This is a genomic window from Xenorhabdus sp. KK7.4 (assembly GCF_963876465.1).
In the GTDB taxonomy this organism is placed as follows: Bacteria; Pseudomonadota; Gammaproteobacteria; order Enterobacterales; family Enterobacteriaceae; genus Xenorhabdus; species Xenorhabdus stockiae.
This window is the reverse complement of the sequence record NZ_CAWNQF010000089.1, coordinates 104,274-122,436: the sequence shown is the minus strand read 5'-3', so window position 1 is coordinate 122,436 and position 18,163 is coordinate 104,274. Positions and strand designations below refer to the sequence as shown.

The 18,163-nt window shown below is 41.6% G+C and carries 18 protein-coding genes; 15 read left to right on the top strand and 3 right to left on the bottom strand.

Going from position 1 to position 18,163, the window contains the following annotated elements:
- Nucleotides 1-10 precede the first annotated feature (10 nt).
- The 6 genes from AACS90_RS16030 to AACS90_RS16005 all read left to right on the top strand — a co-directional run bounded on the left by AACS90_RS16030 (nt 11) and on the right by AACS90_RS16005 (nt 4,160).
- A complete protein-coding gene (locus AACS90_RS16030) occupies nt 11-325 on the top strand; it encodes a PTS sugar transporter subunit IIB (protein WP_099120700.1) in 315 nt (104 codons plus the stop codon).
- Nucleotides 326-414: 89 nt separating this feature from the next.
- A complete protein-coding gene (locus tag AACS90_RS16025; RefSeq protein ID WP_099120698.1) occupies nt 415-1,650 on the top strand; it encodes a PTS transporter subunit EIIC in 1,236 nt (411 codons plus the stop codon).
- Between the two features lie 27 nt (nt 1,651-1,677).
- Nucleotides 1,678-2,040 (top strand): PTS lactose/cellobiose transporter subunit IIA, encoded by a 363-nt coding sequence (locus tag AACS90_RS16020; RefSeq protein ID WP_206601831.1) that lies wholly within the window; start codon nt 1,678-1,680, stop codon nt 2,038-2,040.
- Nucleotides 2,027-3,463: a glycoside hydrolase family 1 protein gene (locus tag AACS90_RS16015; RefSeq protein WP_099120697.1), complete on the top strand. Its 1,437-nt coding sequence runs from the start codon at nt 2,027-2,029 to the stop codon at nt 3,461-3,463. The genes AACS90_RS16020 and AACS90_RS16015 overlap by 14 nt, the downstream gene beginning before the upstream one ends.
- Nucleotides 3,464-3,482: 19 nt before the next feature.
- Nucleotides 3,483-3,743 carry an HPr family phosphocarrier protein gene (locus tag AACS90_RS16010; protein WP_099120696.1) on the top strand — a complete coding sequence of 87 codons (261 nt, stop codon included), beginning with the start codon at nt 3,483-3,485 and terminating at the stop codon, nt 3,741-3,743.
- A gap of 30 nt (nt 3,744-3,773) precedes the next feature.
- Nucleotides 3,774-4,160, top strand: a complete 387-nt coding sequence (locus AACS90_RS16005; protein ID WP_193757138.1) for a cytidine deaminase family protein — start codon at nt 3,774-3,776, stop codon at nt 4,158-4,160.
- Between the two features lie 99 nt (nt 4,161-4,259).
- On the opposite strand, the gene exbD is transcribed toward AACS90_RS16005, so the two are convergent.
- Together exbD and exbB are read right to left on the bottom strand one after the other, a co-directional pair.
- On the bottom strand, nt 4,260-4,685 hold the full coding sequence (gene exbD / locus AACS90_RS16000; protein WP_099108776.1) for a TonB system transport protein ExbD: 426 nt from the start codon (nt 4,683-4,685) through the stop codon (nt 4,260-4,262).
- A 6-nt stretch (nt 4,686-4,691) separates the two neighbouring features.
- Nucleotides 4,692-5,738 (bottom strand): tonB-system energizer ExbB, encoded by a 1,047-nt coding sequence (exbB, locus tag AACS90_RS15995; protein ID WP_099120694.1) that lies wholly within the window; start codon nt 5,736-5,738, stop codon nt 4,692-4,694.
- Between the two features lie 418 nt (nt 5,739-6,156).
- Between exbB and metC the strand changes: the two genes are divergently transcribed.
- The 5 genes from metC to AACS90_RS15970 all read left to right on the top strand — a co-directional run bounded on the left by metC (nt 6,157) and on the right by AACS90_RS15970 (nt 11,098).
- Nucleotides 6,157-7,350 carry a cystathionine beta-lyase gene (gene metC, locus AACS90_RS15990; RefSeq protein WP_099120692.1) on the top strand — a complete coding sequence of 398 codons (1,194 nt, stop codon included), beginning with the start codon at nt 6,157-6,159 and terminating at the stop codon, nt 7,348-7,350.
- A gap of 232 nt (nt 7,351-7,582) precedes the next feature.
- Nucleotides 7,583-8,254: a DedA family protein gene (locus AACS90_RS15985; protein ID WP_099108779.1), complete on the top strand. Its 672-nt coding sequence runs from the start codon at nt 7,583-7,585 to the stop codon at nt 8,252-8,254.
- Between the two features lie 244 nt (nt 8,255-8,498).
- On the top strand, nt 8,499-9,659 hold the full coding sequence (gene yqhD / locus AACS90_RS15980) for an alcohol dehydrogenase (RefSeq protein WP_099120690.1): 1,161 nt from the start codon (nt 8,499-8,501) through the stop codon (nt 9,657-9,659).
- 25 nt (nt 9,660-9,684) lie between these two features.
- A complete protein-coding gene (dkgA, locus tag AACS90_RS15975) occupies nt 9,685-10,530 on the top strand; it encodes a 2,5-didehydrogluconate reductase DkgA (RefSeq protein WP_099120688.1) in 846 nt (281 codons plus the stop codon).
- Between the two features lie 208 nt (nt 10,531-10,738).
- Nucleotides 10,739-11,098: a DUF2007 domain-containing protein gene (locus AACS90_RS15970; protein WP_241538183.1), complete on the top strand. Its 360-nt coding sequence runs from the start codon at nt 10,739-10,741 to the stop codon at nt 11,096-11,098.
- Between the two features lie 836 nt (nt 11,099-11,934).
- Here AACS90_RS15970 and AACS90_RS15965 read toward each other — a convergent pair.
- Nucleotides 11,935-12,591 (bottom strand): YtjB family periplasmic protein, encoded by a 657-nt coding sequence (locus tag AACS90_RS15965; RefSeq protein ID WP_099120684.1) that lies wholly within the window; start codon nt 12,589-12,591, stop codon nt 11,935-11,937.
- A gap of 119 nt (nt 12,592-12,710) precedes the next feature.
- Between AACS90_RS15965 and serB the strand changes: the two genes are divergently transcribed.
- The 4 genes from serB (at nt 12,711) to AACS90_RS15945 (ending at nt 18,026) form a co-directional block, all read left to right on the top strand.
- Nucleotides 12,711-13,688, top strand: a complete 978-nt coding sequence (serB, locus tag AACS90_RS15960; protein WP_099120683.1) for a phosphoserine phosphatase — start codon at nt 12,711-12,713, stop codon at nt 13,686-13,688.
- Nucleotides 13,689-13,720: 32 nt separating this feature from the next.
- Nucleotides 13,721-15,106, top strand: coding sequence for a DNA repair protein RadA (gene radA / locus AACS90_RS15955; protein ID WP_099120682.1), 1,386 nt, complete (start codon nt 13,721-13,723; stop codon nt 15,104-15,106).
- Nucleotides 15,107-15,317: 211 nt separating this feature from the next.
- Nucleotides 15,318-16,544 carry a multifunctional transcriptional regulator/nicotinamide-nucleotide adenylyltransferase/ribosylnicotinamide kinase NadR gene (gene nadR, locus AACS90_RS15950; RefSeq protein WP_099120681.1) on the top strand — a complete coding sequence of 409 codons (1,227 nt, stop codon included), beginning with the start codon at nt 15,318-15,320 and terminating at the stop codon, nt 16,542-16,544.
- Between the two features lie 753 nt (nt 16,545-17,297).
- Nucleotides 17,298-18,026, top strand: coding sequence for an ATP-binding cassette domain-containing protein (locus tag AACS90_RS15945; RefSeq protein WP_099108788.1), 729 nt, complete (start codon nt 17,298-17,300; stop codon nt 18,024-18,026).
- Nucleotides 18,027-18,163: the final 137 nt, after the last annotated feature.

Below are 18,163 nucleotides of genomic sequence, written 5' to 3'. Positions count from 1 at the left end.
AGGAGTTTATATGAAAAACGTTTTTATTATGTTGTGTTGTGGCGCAGGTATTTCCAGTGGAATGCTGGCTACAAAAACCAGAAATTCTGCCAGAAAAAAAGAATTATCCGTTACTGTTGAAGCCAGAAGCGAAAGCGAAGTTACTGAGTATTTTTCAGTAATTGATATTTTATTTCTTGGACCTCATTACGCCTCCCAACAAGAAGAGTTCCAAAAACATGCTGATATTTATAATATTCCCGTCATTGTTGTACCACAAAATATCTATGGAAAACTGGATGGTGAGGCATTGCTGGAATTAGCCATATCCACACTAAACAAATAAATTGAATCATTAACCTTATTATTTACAGCACCGGGGTTTTTTATTTACATCCAATTAATGGAAGAGAAAATAATAAAGAGAGATGCAAAATGAAAGCATTTATGTCGTGGTTATCTGATTCATTTGCACCAGCGATGCAAAATTTCACTAAACGACCATGGGTTGCTGCTATTTCTGGTTCCATGCAGAAAAATATCCCGTTTATTTTAGCGGGTTCACTGATATTTTTTTATAATGTATTTCGTTCTTATCTTCCCTTTTTACCCAATCTTGGTCGAATAGCTGAATATTCTTTTGGCATGCTCGGCTTAATCACAGCGTTTATGATTGCCAATCAGATGATGGAAAAACTTCATCATTTTCGGTATACCCTGATTGCCGGCCTGACATCCATTTGTGTTTATATGATGTTCATTAAGCCAGAGTTTTCTGACGGTAATATGATTGTCAGTTTTGAACGATTCGGCCCTGCGGGAATTTTACTGGGGATTGTCACCGGCCTGTTTGTTTCCTATCTTTTCCACTTATACACAAAAATAGGTTTTCTGAAAGACAGCACTCTACCTGATTTTGTCACTGGCTGGATACACGCCATTATTCCGATTCTGCTTTCTATCGGAATCGGAACATTATTAGTATTTACCCTTGAGATTGATATTTTCTCCCGTCTGCTTTACCTCTTTTCACCTATTGCTGCATTCGGTCAGACACTGCCGGGCTTTATACTGATGGCATTAATTCCGGCTATTGCATTCTCTATGGGGATTTCCGTCTGGACATTTACTGGCCTGCAAATGCCTATTTTTATGCTTGGTATCAGCACCAATATTACTTTGGCAGCAGCAGGTCAGGCCCCGACCAATATTGTGACTTATGAAACCATGTATACAGCGGCGTTGATCACAATGGGTGGAACCGGTGCCACTCTCGCACTGAATCTTTTAATGCTGTTTTCAAAATCCAGAGATCTTAAGGCAACAGGTTATATCTGTATCGGGCCTTCGTTCTTCAATATCAATGAGCCACTGGTGTTTGGTACACCAATTGTGCTCAACCCACTGCTCATGCTGCCGATGTGGATTAATGCGATCACCAGCCCGATCATTATCTGGGTGTTTATGCGCTCCGACTGGCTGAATATCCCTGCCAAAATGATTCAGGTCGGTCAAATACCCGCTCCGTTTTCCAGCGTCATGATTACTGAGGACTGGCGGGCGATCATCTGTTATTTGGTGCTAATGGCCGTGTTCCTCGTGACCTGGTATCCCTTCTTTAAAGTGTATGAGAAAAAACGTATTGAAGAAGAAAATCTCAACGCAGCATAAGCGACTCTACTACAAGGAAAAACAATCATGAATAGTGAGGAAAATATCTTAATTGCTATTTCTATGGAAATTATTCTCGATGCAGGTAATGCCAGAGAAAAAAGTGAAAAAGCAATGAAATTCGCTCGTAATGGCGATTTTGAAAATGCTCGCATATATATGGAAAAAGCACGAAAAATGATGTTATCAGCTCATCAAACACAAACTGATGTTATTCAAAAAGAGACTCAGGGCGATGATATTAAATTGAGTCTGCTATTTATTCATGCTCAGGATACGTTAATGACGATACGTAGCGAGTTACTCCTGAGAGAAGAAATAATTGATTTATATAAACACATTAAAAATATGAACGATAATAAAGGAAAAAATCATCATGACGAAAGATAACGCGCTATTTCCTGAAACTTTTCTTTGGGGTGCAGCAACCAGTGCTTATCAGGTTGAAGGTGCGGCAGAAAAATATGGTAAAAAATTATCCCAGCAAGATATTCTCAATAATAAACCCGGGTTAGCTGATTCCCATATTACCAGTGATCATTATCATCGCTATAAAGAAGATGTTACATTAATGAAAGAACTGGGATTAAAAGCCTATCGGTTTTCTATCGCATGGTCGCGTATTTTCCCTGATGGTATCGGGAAACCGAATAATGAAGGTGTACAGTTTTACCATAATCTTATCGATGAATTATTAGAAAATGGTATTACACCAATCCCAACACTTTATCATTATGATATGCCAATGGCTTTGGTGGAAAAATATCATGGCTGGATTGACAGGCAAAGTGTCAATGATTTTGCCTACTACGCTGAATTTGTTATCAGAGAATATGGTAAGAAAGTCAAGTACTGGCTGACGATTAATGAACAAAGCATTATCGTACAATTCTGGACGAAAAAATGTTTTATCCCTGAACAGTATCTCGATAATGAACAGATTAAATATCAGATAAATCATCATATGAATCTGGCTCATGCCATCGCCTGCAAATTAGTCCATCAATGGGTGCCGGAAGGTCAGGTTGGGGCGGCATTGGGATATTCAGCTATTTATCCGCTGACCAGCAAACCGGAAGATAATCTGGCAGCCCAGAATGCCAATGATCTGCGTAATTACTATTTCACCGATATTTACCTGAAGGGGGAATATAATCAATCCGCTTTGATTTACCTGAAAAATCAGGGGCTGGCACCTAATATCGAAGACGGAGATATGGCGTTAATCAAAGAAGGGTACTCTGATTTTCTGGCCATCAATTACTATTGCAGCCATGCAGCCGCCGCCGCACCAGAAGGCGCTCAGAGGCGTATGGATGGCTTTAATCCGACAGGTATCAAAGGGCAAATGGACGGTTATGAGATCCAGCCTGATTACTATCAAATCCACAAAAATCCACAGCTTGATACTACCGACTGGGATTGGGCGATTGATCCGCATGGGCTTGAGTATCTGCTACGCGATTTATATACCCGTTATCAAAAGCCATTAATGATCACTGAAAATGGATTTGGTGCTGATGATATTCTGGCATCTGACGGCACTATTCATGATAGCTATCGCATTGATTATTTAAAGCAGCACCTACAGGCGATTAAACGGGCAATGGATTCCGGTGTCATTGTTCTTTCCTATAATCCGTGGAGTTTTATTGATCTACTTTCCACCAGCAATGGCTACAAAAAGCGGTATGGTTTTGTGTACGTCAACCGCACTGATGACGACCTCAAAGATCTCGCCCGTTATAAGAAAGATTCATTTTATTGGTATCAGAACGTTATCCAAACACGTGGTGGTTCATTAACTGAATGACGAAGGGATAGATAAAGTCATGATCGAATATTCCGTAATAGTAACAGCCCCTTCGGGGCTACATACCCGGCCTTCGGCACAACTCTGTAATTTAGCCAAGACTTATAGTGGCACAGTAGAAATTATCAGAGGAGATAAAGTCGCTAATTTAAAAAGCATGTTCAAAATTATGTCGATGGGAATTAAAAATGGCATGGAAATTATTGTTCGGGTAGAAGGAGAGAACGAAGAGGAAATGGCTAAATCCGTTGTTGACCTTATTCGTAGTATTAAAGAGTAAACTTCATTGTTTATTTATTGGAAATAAATTATGGTCTCTTTTGATGAAATGGAAAGTATTGCACACCAGCTTATTTCTCCGACGCAATTAAATAAATATATTAAATATGGTCACGTCGCTGCGGTCATTCAGTGTGATTCCGGCCATATTTATACCGGAGTGAGTATTGATACTTCATGCTCTATGGGATTTTGTGCAGAACATGGTGCCATTGCCGATATGATAAAAAATGGAGAAAATCGGATAATTAAAGTTATCGCAGTTAATAAATCCGGCGATATTATTCCTCCCTGTGGTCGCTGTCGGGAATTTATCAGCCAGATAAATCGGGAGAATATACACACCGAAGTGAAAGTAAATAAAGAGGTGGTTTTACCATTAGGTGAGTTATTGCCGTTTGATTGGAAAAATAAGTAAAAAAAGTTTTATTTTTAATTGACATCAGATAGAAAAAACCCGCCCGAATTTATTATTCGGGCAGGTTTTTTTATTCATACAGAATTAATTTTGTAGCGTTTATTTCGCCTCTACCGCTTCCATTCCGACCAGTCCTACTTTGAGGTAACCCGCTTTACGCAGAGAGTCCATGACACTCATCAGAGTTTCATAATCCACGCTTTTATCCGCCTGGAAGAAAATCGTGGTTTCTTTATTAGACTGAGTTGTCTGATCCAATACTGAAGAGAGCGAATCACGATCAACCTGTTGATCACCAACAAATAACTGGCTGTCTGCTTTTACCGTCAGAAAGACCGGTTTCTCCGGCCGTGGCTGTGGTTTGGCTGTTGATGCCGGTAAATCAACCTTGATATCAACGGTTGCCAGTGGTGCGGCCACCATAAAGATGATCAGCAGCACTAACATGACATCAATAAAGGGTGTGACGTTAATCTCGTGTAATTCACCGCTATCGTCCAAATCTTCATTAAGACGTATTGCCATAATTAATTACCTTGCTTCTGCTTTATCAGTTTTTCTGTCAGCCAAATCAAGATCACGACCAAGCAACAAAATTGCCTGTGCCGCAGTATCACCAACCTGCCCACGGTATGATGAAATAACACGGGCAAAAATGTTATAGATAACGACCGCAGGAATTGCAGCGACCAGACCCAGCGCGGTTGCCAGCAGTGCTTCTGCAATACCCGGTGCAACAACGGCAAGGTTAGTGGTTTGTGAATGGGCAATACCAATGAAGCTGTTCATGATCCCCCAGACGGTTCCGAACAGGCCGACAAACGGTGAAATTGCACCGATAGTTGCCAGATAACCGTTTCCACGCCCCATATGACGGCTGATTGCAGCAACTGCGCGCTCCATACGGAATGAGGTGCGCTCTTTTGTGCCGTCTTTATCGGTACTTTCAGCAGATAAGCTACGCTCAGTCTGTGCTTCACTCAGTAACAGGCGGCTAATGCTGTTCTTAGCGAAATCCGAGGAAATTTTTACTGCCTCATCCAGACTGGCAACATTAGCTAAAGCCAGTTGTTCTTTACGTAAGCGGCGACGCGCTATTAACAGCTCCGATCCTTTAGAGAAAAAGAGTGCCCATGTAATAATAGAGGCAATCACCAGACCAATCATGACGCTTTTTACGACCGCATCAGCATTCTGATACATACCAAAAACGGAAAGATCCGTCGCAAAACCGCTGGACAGGCTTTCTGTTTCTGCCGCCACTGTGGTTTCTACTGCACCAGCTTCTGTTATTTCAGTAACTTCTGTAGTGACTGTTGGCTGTTCTGCCGTCGCTGCCTCGTCCGTTTTCTGCGCTTCACCTTGCTGTGTCTCTGTTTTCACTTCACTTGCCTGTGGAGCCACGGAAGATACCGGTGTTACCGGAGCTGCTACCTGAGTGGCAGCCTGATTTTCTGGCGCGGTAACCGCTGTAGTTGGTGCAGTATTAGCTGGTGCGGTATTAGCTGGTGTAGTATCAGCCCATGCTGAACCTGTTAACCCGAGTGCCAATAGAATAGAAGCTGTCAAATTACGCATCAGTTAGCCTTACTCTCTTTTTTATAGATTCTGTTACTTAGCAGTGAATCGCTACTCATCTTGCTAATCCTGATATATCTGTCGTCTTTCAAGCCGCCTCTTTGTTGGCTGAATCTCGAAATCGATTAGGTATATGTTTTATCACTTTTTGCCCAGTTTCATGTTTTTCATCACATAAGGGAAAAAGTCCGTTCCAAATGATATCAGACATTGCGCGATTTGATAGTAATTATCATTACTATTTAATAAAAAAAGTGGTAATAAAAAGGGGTTATCCCATCCATTTTTTCTTTTTTACCGTTCTCACTCACCTTGAATTTTTGTCAAGTTGTAAGAATCCCTTTGTAAAAAACCTGACTATTCTTTTAACTTGCTAATGATTATTTAAGCAATCGTGATGAGTCAGGGGGAGGGTTATATGTCAGAAAAAAAATTAGAAACCAGACTGGTAGACGTCGGAAGAAAGCATAAATACACACAGGGAGCGGTTAATCCTATTATCCAGCGCACTTCATCCGTCATTTTCAAAACGGTTGAGGATATGAGGCATGCGATAAAAAATCGGGCTAACGGTGAGCTGTTTTACGGGCGCCGTGGCACTCTGACGCATTTTGCTTTTCAGGAAGCAATGGCTGAACTGGAGGGTGGAGTGGGCTGTGCTTTGTATCCTTCGGGTACTGCCGCTATTACCAACAGCATTCTGGCATTTGTAGAAACAGGTGACCATGTTCTGCTAACCGGTACAGCTTATGAACCGACTCAGGAATTTTGCAAAAATATTCTTAAAAAGATGCAAGTCTCCACTGATTATTTTGATCCTCGGCTCGGTGAAGAGATTGCCTCACTCATTCAGCCAAACACAAAAGTCATCTTTCTTGAATCCCCCGGCTCCCTCACTATGGAGGTTCAGAATATTCCCGCTATTGTACAGGCGGCCCGGCGGGTTAATCCCGATATTGTTATTATGATCGATAATACCTGGGCTGCGGGTGTTCTTTTCAGGGCACTGGATTTTGGTGTCGATATTTCTATTCAGTCCGCGACAAAATATATTATCGGCCATTCAGATGGCATGCTTGGTACGGCTGTCGCCAATCAACGCTGTTGGGATCAATTACGGGAAAGCTCTTATTTGATGGGGCAGATTGCTGATCCTGACACCGTTTATTCTGCAAATCGGGGATTACATACTCTGGCTGTCCGCCTAAAACAGCATGAAGAAAGCAGCCTGATCGTTGCTAAATGGCTCTCCCAACGCCCCGAAGTCGCTGAGGTTTATCACCCTGCGCTACCTTCCTGTCCCGGTCATAACTATTTCCAACGCGATTTTACGGGTTCCTGCGGGCTGTTTTCTTTTATGCTGAATGTCAGCCTGACTCCCGGACAGCTCTCTGACTATCTGGATCATATGCATTATTTTAAAATGGCATTTTCCTGGGGAGGGTTTGAATCACTCATTCTGGGCATTTCTCCTGAGTCACTGGCAATCCTGCGTAATTATGATTTTCCCCAAAAAACGGGAACGTTAATTCGTGTGCATATCGGGCTGGAAGACCCCCAGGATTTAATAGATGATCTGGATGCTGGCTTCTCCCGCATTGCGTTGAGTTAACTGTATTTATTTTTATACTCTTCATTTTACAGGTGCCTCTTTGCTGGCTGCTCCCCTCGCCGCCACAACGCATCCGGTAATCCATGATGTGTATATGCTGAATCAAATCAACTATCCTGCTGTCGTTTTGCGGTACACTGGAACACATGGACTTGTATGATTAATTCGATTGTATGACACTGGTTGTACAAAAATTGTCATAAAGATATTGTACCGAAATTACAGGATAAATATGGAAACGTTAAGCGGGATCGTGCAAGCGCTTTGGCAGCATGACTTTACCCTACTCGCCAATCCCGATGTCATCTGGATTATTTATGGTGTTATCTTCGTCACACTGGTATTGGAAAACGGTTTATTGCCTGCCGCATTTCTGCCCGGTGATACTCTTTTGATCCTCACCGGAGCTTTAATTGCCAAAGGTGTCATGGGATTTGTTCCGACTGTCATATTATTGACGATTGCAGCCAGTCTCGGGTGCTGGCTGGGGTATTTACAGGGGCGCTGGCTGGGACATACCCGAATGATCAAAAACTGGCTAGCCCAGCTTCCGGCAGAGCAGCGCCAACGGGCGAATGTCTTATTTGCCAAACACGGTTTAACGGCATTGTTAATTGGCCGTTTCCTCGCTTTTATCCGTACACTTCTACCCACCTTCGCAGGTATTTCCGGTCTGAACAGCAAACGCTTTCAATTTTTTAATTGGTTAAGCGGCTTCTTATGGGTCATCATAATTGTGAGTTTTGGCTATGCCCTGAATCAGATACCCTTTGTTAAAGCGCATCAGGATTTGGTCATGAATATTTTGATGATCTTACCTGTTATTCTGTTAATCAGCGGACTAGGTGCTTCGCTATTGATGTACTGGCGTCATAAAAAAGCATCATCACACAAAAATAAATGAGCATATCGGTTATTGACCGCTGTTCCCAAAATCACACTATTTTTTCTAGCTATTAACTTATCAACAAAAAAATTAAACAATCCGAGTCCACTCAGACAAGCATCATACAGCCAATAATCTGGCATTAAGATACATGATCCTGCATAGAGTGGACTCTATCACTGCAATAAACCAACATAACTCAATAACCGAATGTTAAGACATGGGAAAAGTTTTTGTTATTCAGTTAGTAAGGATTGTTGTTATGCAAAACTTCACACTACACACTCCAACCAAAGTCATTTTCGGTAAAGGGCAGATAGCCCAGTTACGCAATGAAATACCTCAGGATGCCAGAATATTGCTACTTTATGGTGGTGGCAGTATTAAGAGTAATGGCGTTCTTGCTCAGGTTTATGCTGCACTGGAAGGTTATTCCGTTGAAGAGTTCGGCGGAATTGAACCAAACCCTGCCTATGAAACACTTATCAAAGCGGTGGAATATATACGCCATCACGATATCAATTATTTACTGGCTGTGGGTGGCGGCTCAGTCATCGATGGCACAAAATTCGTTGCTGCTGCGGTTAATTATCCCCATGAAGATTTATGGGAAATTTTGACAACTGGCGGTGCAAACATTACCTCTGCACTTCCGTTCTCATGCGTTCTGACGCTACCCGCCACAGGCTCTGAAACAAATAATATTTCGGTGGTCAGCCGCCTGAAAACACACGATAAGCAACATTTTGTATCACCTTTTATTTATCCTAAAGTCGCTATTCTCGATCCTGAAGTCACTTATTCCCTGCCTCCCCGCCAAACCGCAAATGGTATTGTTGACGCATTTATACACACACTGGAGCAATACCTGACTTACCCTGTTAATGCAAAAGTACAGGATCGCTACGCCGAAAGTTTGCTTCTCACATTACTGGAAGAAGGGCCAAAGGTTCTCAAAAACCCCAGGGATTATGATGCGCGGGCCAATATTATGTGGACGGCAACTCAGGCCCTCAACGGACTTGTCGGTGCAGGCGTTCCACAGGACTGGGCAACCCACATGCTGGCACATCAGTTAACAGCTTTTCACAATTTAGATCACGCTCAGACACTGGCGATTATTTTGCCGCATCTCTTACAGGAAAAGCGGGATACTAAACACGCAAAACTTCTGCAATATGCTGAACGTATCTGGCATTTCACGGAAGGAACGGAAGAACAGCGCATTAATCAGGCAATCCATGCCACTCGTGAATTTTTTGAAAGTCTCGGTGTAAAAACCCATTTCTCTGATTATCAGCTTGATGGCAGTTCTATACCGGGAATGATCCAAAAACTAGAACAGCAGGGTTTGGTTGCTTTAGGTGAACACCAGGATATTACGCTTGAAGTTAGCAAGCGGATTTACGAGGCGTCCATCTGATATTCCAAATCTGGAGGAGGTAAGAATGGGTCAGCAGACAATTATTAAACTCGTTGACGGAAATCTCATGCCGCAATTAGGAATTGGAGTCTGGCAGGCGAGTAATGAACAGGTTGTTAAAGCCATCGGTACCGCGCTGAATGTGGGTTATCGCTCTATTGATACAGCCGCGATTTATCACAATGAAACAGGCGTCGGAAAAGCGCTGCGGGAAAGCTGTATCCCACGCGAGGAAGTTTTTATCACAACTAAGCTGTGGAATGATCGCCATCAGGATGCCAAAACCGCACTGCAAGAGAGTCTGGATAGATTACAGCTGGAGTATATTGATCTCTTTCTAATTCACTGGCCGGTTCCCCAGCAGGATAAGTATGTTGAAACATGGAAACAATTTATTGAGTTAAAAGAATCGGGGCTCGTCCGCAGTATCGGGGTATGTAACTTTCATATTGAACATTTGCAGAAACTATTTTCAGAAACAGGTATTGTGCCTGCTATCAATCAAATCGAACTGCATCCCCTGATGCAACAGAGGCAACTGCATTCATGGAATGCCACGCACCACATTATCACCGAGTCCTGGAGCCCGTTATCCCGGGGCGGTAAAGGTGTTTTTGATCATCCATTAGTTGAAAGTCTGGCAATTAAATATGATAAAACACCTGCTCAGATTGTTATCCGCTGGCACCTCGACAGTGGCATGATTGCTATTCCTAAATCAGTAACGCCTTCACGTATTAAAGAAAACTTTGATGTTTTTGATTTCAAGCTGGAGAAAGAGGATCTGACTATCATGGCTGGATTGGATATTGGTAAACGCCTTGGTCCCAATCCCGATACTTATAATCTGACAGTCCTCAATTTAGGATGATACTCATATAAAACCACCGAATGATCTGCCTTAATAAACGACGAAATCGTTCCTCCAATCAGGCCTGAATTCTGTTTTATACAGAGTTCAGGCTGTTTAAATATGCTCATATCTGATGTTAAATTATACTTTGGTTAATGGACACGAATATTGCCTACGGTTTGATTAAGGGGTGCTTATGTGGAACATATCTCCGCAAAGAGGGTATATGCAGTATCTGGCAACGTTTATGTCGCCGATAGAAGCGCATATTATTCGGGGCAGAATGCTATCAGAAGGTATCTATGCCCAAATACTAGATGAAGGAGTGGTATGGAATACTTATATGTGCTCCCATGCCTTTGGTGGTGTGAAGCTGCTGGTTCATTATTCGGAGCATCAACGTGCTGAAAAAATACTTTCGGGTATTTATGATAATCAATATTTATTAGACGAAAAAAATGCAGAAATTAAAGACCCGGTTCTAACCCAATCAATTCCCCCCTCATATGAATTAATAAACACGACATTAGTTATATTATTATTTCTGATATTTGGTGTTGCATTACCCTTAAAATTTAATCACTGAATACTAATATTGGATAAAAAAGCAGAATACTCCTATATTCTCGCAGTGAGAGTAATAATTAAAAAACTCATTAACATTATAGGAAATATAAATAATAACTATATTTAGTATCTATATATAAAGTTAGGTCTATCTTTACCCCATCACTTTAGATAAAGCAAAAATAGATTGCACAGCAGAAAAGGAAAACAAGAGTAATAAAAGGAGAAGCGTTTATTTATAGTGATACTCAGAAAACATTTTCATGGTGAAATTTTATAATACCGGAGTAAATGATAATGACTTACATAATAATTTCTTTATTCATGCTTATCCCTTTTTTCTTTTTAATAAAGCACCTTTTATTATCACATCATATTTATCACAATGTTTCAGGAATTATACTGACAATTCTGGCTATTTCTTTTCATATGTATGTTTTTCGTTTTGATCACATTCCGCTGCTCAGTTCAGCCCTACCACATCACACCATCATTTTTTACGGTTCAATAGCGGCAGCACTGTTACATTGTGTAATTTATTCCATTTGCGTCAAGTTGTATCACGATAAATAGCGGTAAGGAACAGCGCTGTGTTTGGCCTCATTTTGGTCAGCAGACCATTTTGATCAATACAGCACCGTTTCTTTTCTGCCCGAAAAACTATTTTTCAAAGCACTTTTTATTTAAATAGCCTTTATACACAATGGATTTCAAGATGCATCGCGGCGGCAAGAGAGTGAATTCCCGGGAGCATAGATAACTATGTGACCGGGGTGAGCGAGCGCAGCCAACAAAGAAGCAACTTGAAAGACGAAGTGTATATTTAAATAAAGGGAGTTCTGGCACCAATACCAGTTAACGGGTAGATTCATCTTCTTTATTATTTTCATCCGGTGATTTGGTTTTGGCAGTCAATAAATAAGGGGATTGCTGCCAACGGCTGGGAGCTAGCTGTAATAAATTATGAGCAAGAATAAAGCCGATCGCCAGAGCTAGTAACAACATAACTCTGAGCAGATTAGTTGTATTATCCACTTGCTTGGCTTCTGTTGCCAATCTGTGTGTATCCAGAGTCAGGCGCAGAAAACCTTTCGGTTTATTTTTCCCCGGTATAGGAACCACAATTTGCTGATTGAAATAACTACCCGCTTTTTTTCCATCCAAAGATAACCGCTCCCGAACAGAAACCAATTCACCACTCCGCGCAACCAGTATTCCGTTCTCCAGATAAACACTGGCATCGAGAATACGACTTTTGTTGGTTAAATAGTTCAGGTTATCCATGATTTTTTGATTATTGGCTTCCTTGCTGCCATTCTCCATATCAGCAGACAGGCTGAATGCAACCTGTTTTGCCAGTGTCTTTGCCAGATCTTCAAACTGATCCATATGGGCCTGTTGTTGTGAACGGCTAAAATAGGATACCCCCTGCATCAGCAAGACCAATAATGCTATACATATTAAGATAATTGCGGTTTTGTGCAGTCGAAATTTTAGTTTTGCTTTACTCATAGTTATCCCACCTAATGCTCGTTACATTCCATGTTGCCAGATGCAGTAGTGATAGGATAGTTTGAAAAGCATTTTTTGCCTGCCCTATTTATTACATGGAATTACAGGAGTCGATATTCATGTCTAACAATCTGGCCTATCGTTACTTACCCGATGAAATCCATAAATGGCCGGGATTACCACTATCTCTCAGTGGAGATGAAGTCATGCCACTGGATTACCGAGCTGGGGACAGAGGCTGGCTGTTGTATGGCCGCAATCTGGATAAACAGCGGATCAGTGATTTTCAGCATCGTCTGGGAGTGGCTATTGTTGTTGTTTCCTCATGGCGCATTGATGATTATCAGGTTGTTCGCATTGCCGGCAGCTTGTCGCCGCGTATCAAACGACTGGCAGATGAGTGCTGCCTGGATGTTGTTCCGTTAGGACAGATCCCGCGTCTGCGTTCACCCGGTTTATTAGTCATGGATATGGATTCAACTGCCATTCAGATTGAGTGTATTGATGAAATTGCACAACTGGCTGGTGTAGGTGATAAAGTTGCTGAAATTACAGAGCGGGCCATGCAGGGAGAGTTAGATTTCTCAGAAAGCCTGCATCAACGGGTTGCCCAACTGGCTGGTGCTGATGCCGCAATATTGCAGCAAGTCATGGATACTCTGCCTCTTACATCCGGTTTAACCAGCCTTGTCCGCAAACTGCAATCCCTCGACTGGCATGTTGCCATTGCCTCCGGCGGCTTTACTTTCTTCGCTGATACTCTGCGCAAGCAATTACGTCTTTTTGCCTCCGTTGCCAACCAACTAGAAATAAAGGACGGCAAATTAACCGGCAAAATTAAAGGGCCAATCGTTGATGCGAAATACAAAGCCACTACATTAATACGGCTGGCAAAAGAGCTGGATATTCCCCTTAGCCAGACTGTCGCCATAGGCGATGGTGCCAACGATTTAAAAATGATCCGCAAGGCAGGTCTGGGCATTGCCTATCACGCAAAACCAAAAGTGTACACCCACGCTAAAGTAGGTATTCGCCATGCGGATTTAATGGGCGTCCTGTGTGTTTTGAGCGGTGGCCTGAAACACGAAGAACGTTAAAATTATTTTAGTGGAAGTATAGGGAGAATAGAGTGGCAAAAGCAGCAAAACGGGCATTTGTCTGTAACGAATGTGGGGCAGATTATCCCCGCTGGCAGGGGCAGTGTACTGCATGTCAGGCATGGAATACCATCACGGAAATCCGTTTAGCCGCGGCGTCCTCTCCCCGCAATGAACGTTTCAGCGGTTATGCAGGGGATACCGGAGTCAGCAAAGTACAAAAACTTTCTGAAATCAGTCTGGAAGAATTGCCCCGATTTTCTACCGGATTTAAAGAGTTTGACCGAGTGCTGGGTGGAGGCGTCGTTCCCGGTAGCGCTATTTTGATCGGTGGTAATCCTGGAGCGGGGAAAAGTACCCTGTTACTGCAAACCATGTGCCTGCTATCTGAACAAATGAAAACCTTATATGTCACCGGTGAGGAATCGTTACAGCAGGTCGCCATGAGAGCACACCGGCTAGGCTTGCCGACAGATAAACTGAACATGCTGTCAGAAACAAGTATTGAGCAGATTTGCCTGATTGCCGAGCAAGAGCAGCCTAAGCTGATGGTTATTGACTCCATTCAGGTTATGCATATGGCTGATATTCAGTCTTCTCCCGGCAGTGTGGCACAGGTCAGAGAGACAGCAGCTTATCTGACCCGATTTGCCAAAACCCGGGGAGTTGCCATCATTATGGTCGGCCATGTGACTAAAGATGGCTCTCTGGCAGGCCCGAAAGTACTGGAACACTGTATTGACTGTTCAGTGATGCTCGATGGTGAAGCCGATTCCCGTTTCCGAACTCTCCGCAGCCATAAAAACCGTTTCGGTGCAGTTAATGAGCTGGGTGTATTCGCTATGACTGAACAGGGGCTACGGGAAGTCAATAACCCTTCTGCTATCTTTTTAAGTCGTGGTGATGAAATTACTTCCGGCAGTTCTGTCATGATTGTCTGGGAGGGAACTCGTCCCCTGCTGGTGGAAATTCAGGCACTGGTCGATCACTCTATGATGCCTAATCCACGCCGGGTCGCTGTGGGTCTTGAGCAGAACCGGCTGGCTATTCTGCTGGCAATATTGCACAAACATGGTGGTTTGCAAATGGCTGATCAGGATGTCTTTGTTAACGTCGTGGGTGGTGTGAAAGTGACAGAAACCAGCGCCGACCTTGCTTTACTGCTCTCTTTAGTGTCCAGTTTCCGTGACCGTCCTCTGCCCCGTGATTTGGTTGTCTTTGGTGAAGTCGGGCTGGCAGGAGAAATCCGCCCTGTTCCCAGCGGTCAGGAGCGTATTTCAGAAGCAGCTAAGCATGGCTTTAAACGGGCAATTGTGCCCTATGCCAATATGTCCAAAAAATCATTACCTGACATGAAAGTATTCGGCGTTAAAAAATTGTCAGATGCTCTGTCTGTTCTTGATGATCTGGATGATTAATATACACCTCATCTTTCAAGTTGCCTCTTTGTTGGCTGCACTCGTTCACCCCAGTTACATAGTTATCTATGTTCCTGGGGATATACTCCTTTGCCGCCGCGACGCCCCTTGAAATCCATTATGTATAGCCCGATAAAAGGCCAGTTTTGTTTTTACCTTTCCCTGTTGGCATGCTATGTTGTTTAGTATACTAAACAACATAGGGGGTTATATGGTGCAGTTTGACTATTTAAAAGAGGCAATTAAACAGGCGAATCACACTTTACAACAAGTTGCTGATGCAAGTGGCATGACGAAAGGCTATTTAAGCCAGCTCATTAACGGCAAGATAAAAAGCCCGAGTGCACAGAAATTAGCATCTCTTCATCAACATTTAGGATTGGCGTACCCTATGGAAAAGAAAACTATCGGTGTTGTGTTTGGTAAATTTTATCCGTTACATACTGGGCATATCTATTTGATCCAGCGAGCATCCAGCCAGGTCGATGAATTGCACGTTTTTCTCTGTTACGATGAATTACGGGATCGGGAGTTGTTTATCAACAGTTCCATGTCTCAGCAACCTACCGTCAGTGATCGCCTAAGATGGTTGTTACAAACATTCAAATATCAGAAAAATATTCATATCCATTCTTTTGATGAACAAGGTATCGAACCCTACCCAAACGGCTGGGAAAAATGGAGTCAGAGCGCAAAACAATTTATGTCTGCAAAAGGCATTAACCCTCAGTATATCTATTCCAGCGAAGCACAAGACGTTCCTCTCTATAAAGAGCATTTTGGCATTGAAACCATTCTTGTCGATCCACAACGTTCATTTATGAATATCAGTGGCAGCCAGATACGGCAGGCGCCTTTCCGCTATTGGGAATATATTCCAACAGAAGTAAAACCTTTCTTTGTGCGTACGGTTGCCATTCTCGGAGGCGAATCCAGCGGGAAATCCACACTGGTCAATAAACTGGCCAATATGTTTAACACAACCAGTGCGTGGGAATATGGGCGTGAGTATGTATTTTCCCATTTAGGGGGAGATGAGATGGCGCTGCAATACTCTGATTACGATAAAATAGCTTTAGGTCACGCTCAATATATTGATTTTTGTGTAAAATACGCAAACAAAGTTGCTTTTATTGATACTGATTTTGTCACAACACAGGCATTTTGTAAGCGCTATGAAGGGAAAGAGCACCCCTTCGTTCAGGCTCTGATTGATGAATATCGATTTGACTTGGTCATCCTGTTAGAAAATAACACCCCTTGGGTCGCTGATGGGTTAAGAAGCCTGGGAAGTGAGCAGGATCGTAAAGCGTTTCAGCAATTGCTTGAAAGTATGTTGAAGAAAAATAATATTGATTATGTATGTGTTAACTCACCTGATTATGATCAACGTTTTCTTCAGTGTGTAGAACTGGTTCAGGAAATGTTAGCGTCTTAACAATTGTTCATATTCTCCAAAATAAATTTCAAGTTGCAGCAACCGAAAATAAACAATTATACCGGGCGGCAACTTGAAAGATTAAAGTATATATACTATTAGCCTAAACTGTTATTAGCGTAATGATTAATTAAAATGATTTATTTTCTATAGCAATTTTCGTTATTTTATGTTTTATTCTCGATTGCACTCTAATTAAATGTTTCATTTAGTTATTTTTACAATAGTAACAAAATAGATTCTGTTAATAATATTTTTTGATGCTTAGGTTTCTCCGTTTAGGCTTGAATTGTCAGGAGATAAGTCATTTAATGGACGGACCTGTTGATTTATCTATATAAAATTCTTTTATTATCAATGATAACCACACATTTTACATGTGATTTCTATTAAAGGATGGAGGTGATGTAAAAAAAACATTATATTTTTTATATGAGTAAAATGACTTTTTTCCTTATTATAAAATTGGAATAAAAACAGAATAATTTATACCTTTTTTATGTATGTTGTCTTTTTCTTAGTAACGACGAAAATCATTAACATTTTACTCTAAGACTAAGAAATATCTCATTTATCATATAATAATTGTAAATAATAATTGACATAAGTTTAGTATATTATTACCGAGATATTTCACAAATGAACTATTTAAATTCATATTATGTCTTATTGATATTAATAATACTGTAAATAGATTTAGATAACATATTTAAGGAAAAAGCTTTAACTTTTTAACCTAATTGTGTTGAGAATATGAACTTAAATCAATTTAAATCGATTGAAGTTATCAATATTTCATATGGTTTAACTGGTAATACAGTTAATTATGAAATGATTTCAGACATCACATTTTCTATTATACCAGGTGAAATTACTTTGATAACAGGGCCGAAAGCATCCACAAACAGCACATTGCTATCGATTGCTTCGGGTATGTTACAACCAGATCAAGGAGATGTATTCATTAATAATAACAAGCTAAAACTAATGAGTGATTCCGAGTTAGGTCAGTTTCATTCACAAAGTAGTGGGTTCATTTTCCAGAGTTTTAATTTATCCAGTGAACTTACGCTGTTAGATAACTTGTTATTGTCTAATTCTTACGGATTATCCCTTTCCCGGGAGCTGGCAGTAAAAATTGCACAGAAGTCGTTAGATATTGTGAAATTAGGTGATAAGAGCCGTTACTATCCAGGTGAGCTTTCTGAAAATGAAAGACAGCGAGCCGCTATGGCAAAAGCCATCGTGAAAAGACCTGAATACTTGTTTGCTGATGAACCGACTCGTCACCTGAACCATCAGGAATTAAAGATGTTTATTGATATCTTTAAATTTATCGCTCATGAGCAGAAAGGCACCGTCGTTATCGCCTCTCAGGATAAGCGCCTGATTCAATATGCTGACAGCATGATTACTCTGGAAAGCGGTAAAATTGTTAAGACATATGAGTCCTTTCAGGAACGAAGAGTAATGGTATCCTGATTGTTATTTCCTTAAAAAAACGGCCTGATATCAGGCCGTCAGACTGCTGACAAACCGCGTTGAAAATAACGCGGTTTGTTGCCTTCATTATAAATCCTTATCTTTCGATTTTTCCTGCCTCATCCCTAAACAATCCT

Coding starts and splice junctions, on each gene's coding strand:
- AACS90_RS15985 (WP_099108779.1), top strand. CDS start 7,583: ATGGAAACGTTAAGCGGGATCGTGCAAGCGCTTTGGCAGCATGACTTT.
- serB (WP_099120683.1), top strand. CDS start 12,711: ATGTCTAACAATCTGGCCTATCGTTACTTACCCGATGAAATCCATAAA.
- AACS90_RS15965 (WP_099120684.1), bottom strand. CDS start 12,591: ATGAGTAAAGCAAAACTAAAATTTCGACTGCACAAAACCGCAATTATC.
- AACS90_RS16030 (WP_099120700.1), top strand. CDS start 11: ATGAAAAACGTTTTTATTATGTTGTGTTGTGGCGCAGGTATTTCCAGT.
- AACS90_RS16010 (WP_099120696.1), top strand. CDS start 3,483: ATGATCGAATATTCCGTAATAGTAACAGCCCCTTCGGGGCTACATACC.
- nadR (WP_099120681.1), top strand. CDS start 15,318: ATGGTGCAGTTTGACTATTTAAAAGAGGCAATTAAACAGGCGAATCAC.
- yqhD (WP_099120690.1), top strand. CDS start 8,499: ATGCAAAACTTCACACTACACACTCCAACCAAAGTCATTTTCGGTAAA.
- AACS90_RS16005 (WP_193757138.1), top strand. CDS start 3,774: ATGGTCTCTTTTGATGAAATGGAAAGTATTGCACACCAGCTTATTTCT.
- exbD (WP_099108776.1), bottom strand. CDS start 4,685: ATGGCAATACGTCTTAATGAAGATTTGGACGATAGCGGTGAATTACAC.
- dkgA (WP_099120688.1), top strand. CDS start 9,685: ATGGGTCAGCAGACAATTATTAAACTCGTTGACGGAAATCTCATGCCG.
- exbB (WP_099120694.1), bottom strand. CDS start 5,738: ATGCGTAATTTGACAGCTTCTATTCTATTGGCACTCGGGTTAACAGGT.
- AACS90_RS16015 (WP_099120697.1), top strand. CDS start 2,027: ATGACGAAAGATAACGCGCTATTTCCTGAAACTTTTCTTTGGGGTGCA.
- AACS90_RS16025 (WP_099120698.1), top strand. CDS start 415: ATGAAAGCATTTATGTCGTGGTTATCTGATTCATTTGCACCAGCGATG.
- AACS90_RS15945 (WP_099108788.1), top strand. CDS start 17,298: ATGAACTTAAATCAATTTAAATCGATTGAAGTTATCAATATTTCATAT.
- AACS90_RS16020 (WP_206601831.1), top strand. CDS start 1,678: ATGAATAGTGAGGAAAATATCTTAATTGCTATTTCTATGGAAATTATT.
- metC (WP_099120692.1), top strand. CDS start 6,157: ATGTCAGAAAAAAAATTAGAAACCAGACTGGTAGACGTCGGAAGAAAG.
- AACS90_RS15970 (WP_241538183.1), top strand. CDS start 10,739: ATGCAGTATCTGGCAACGTTTATGTCGCCGATAGAAGCGCATATTATT.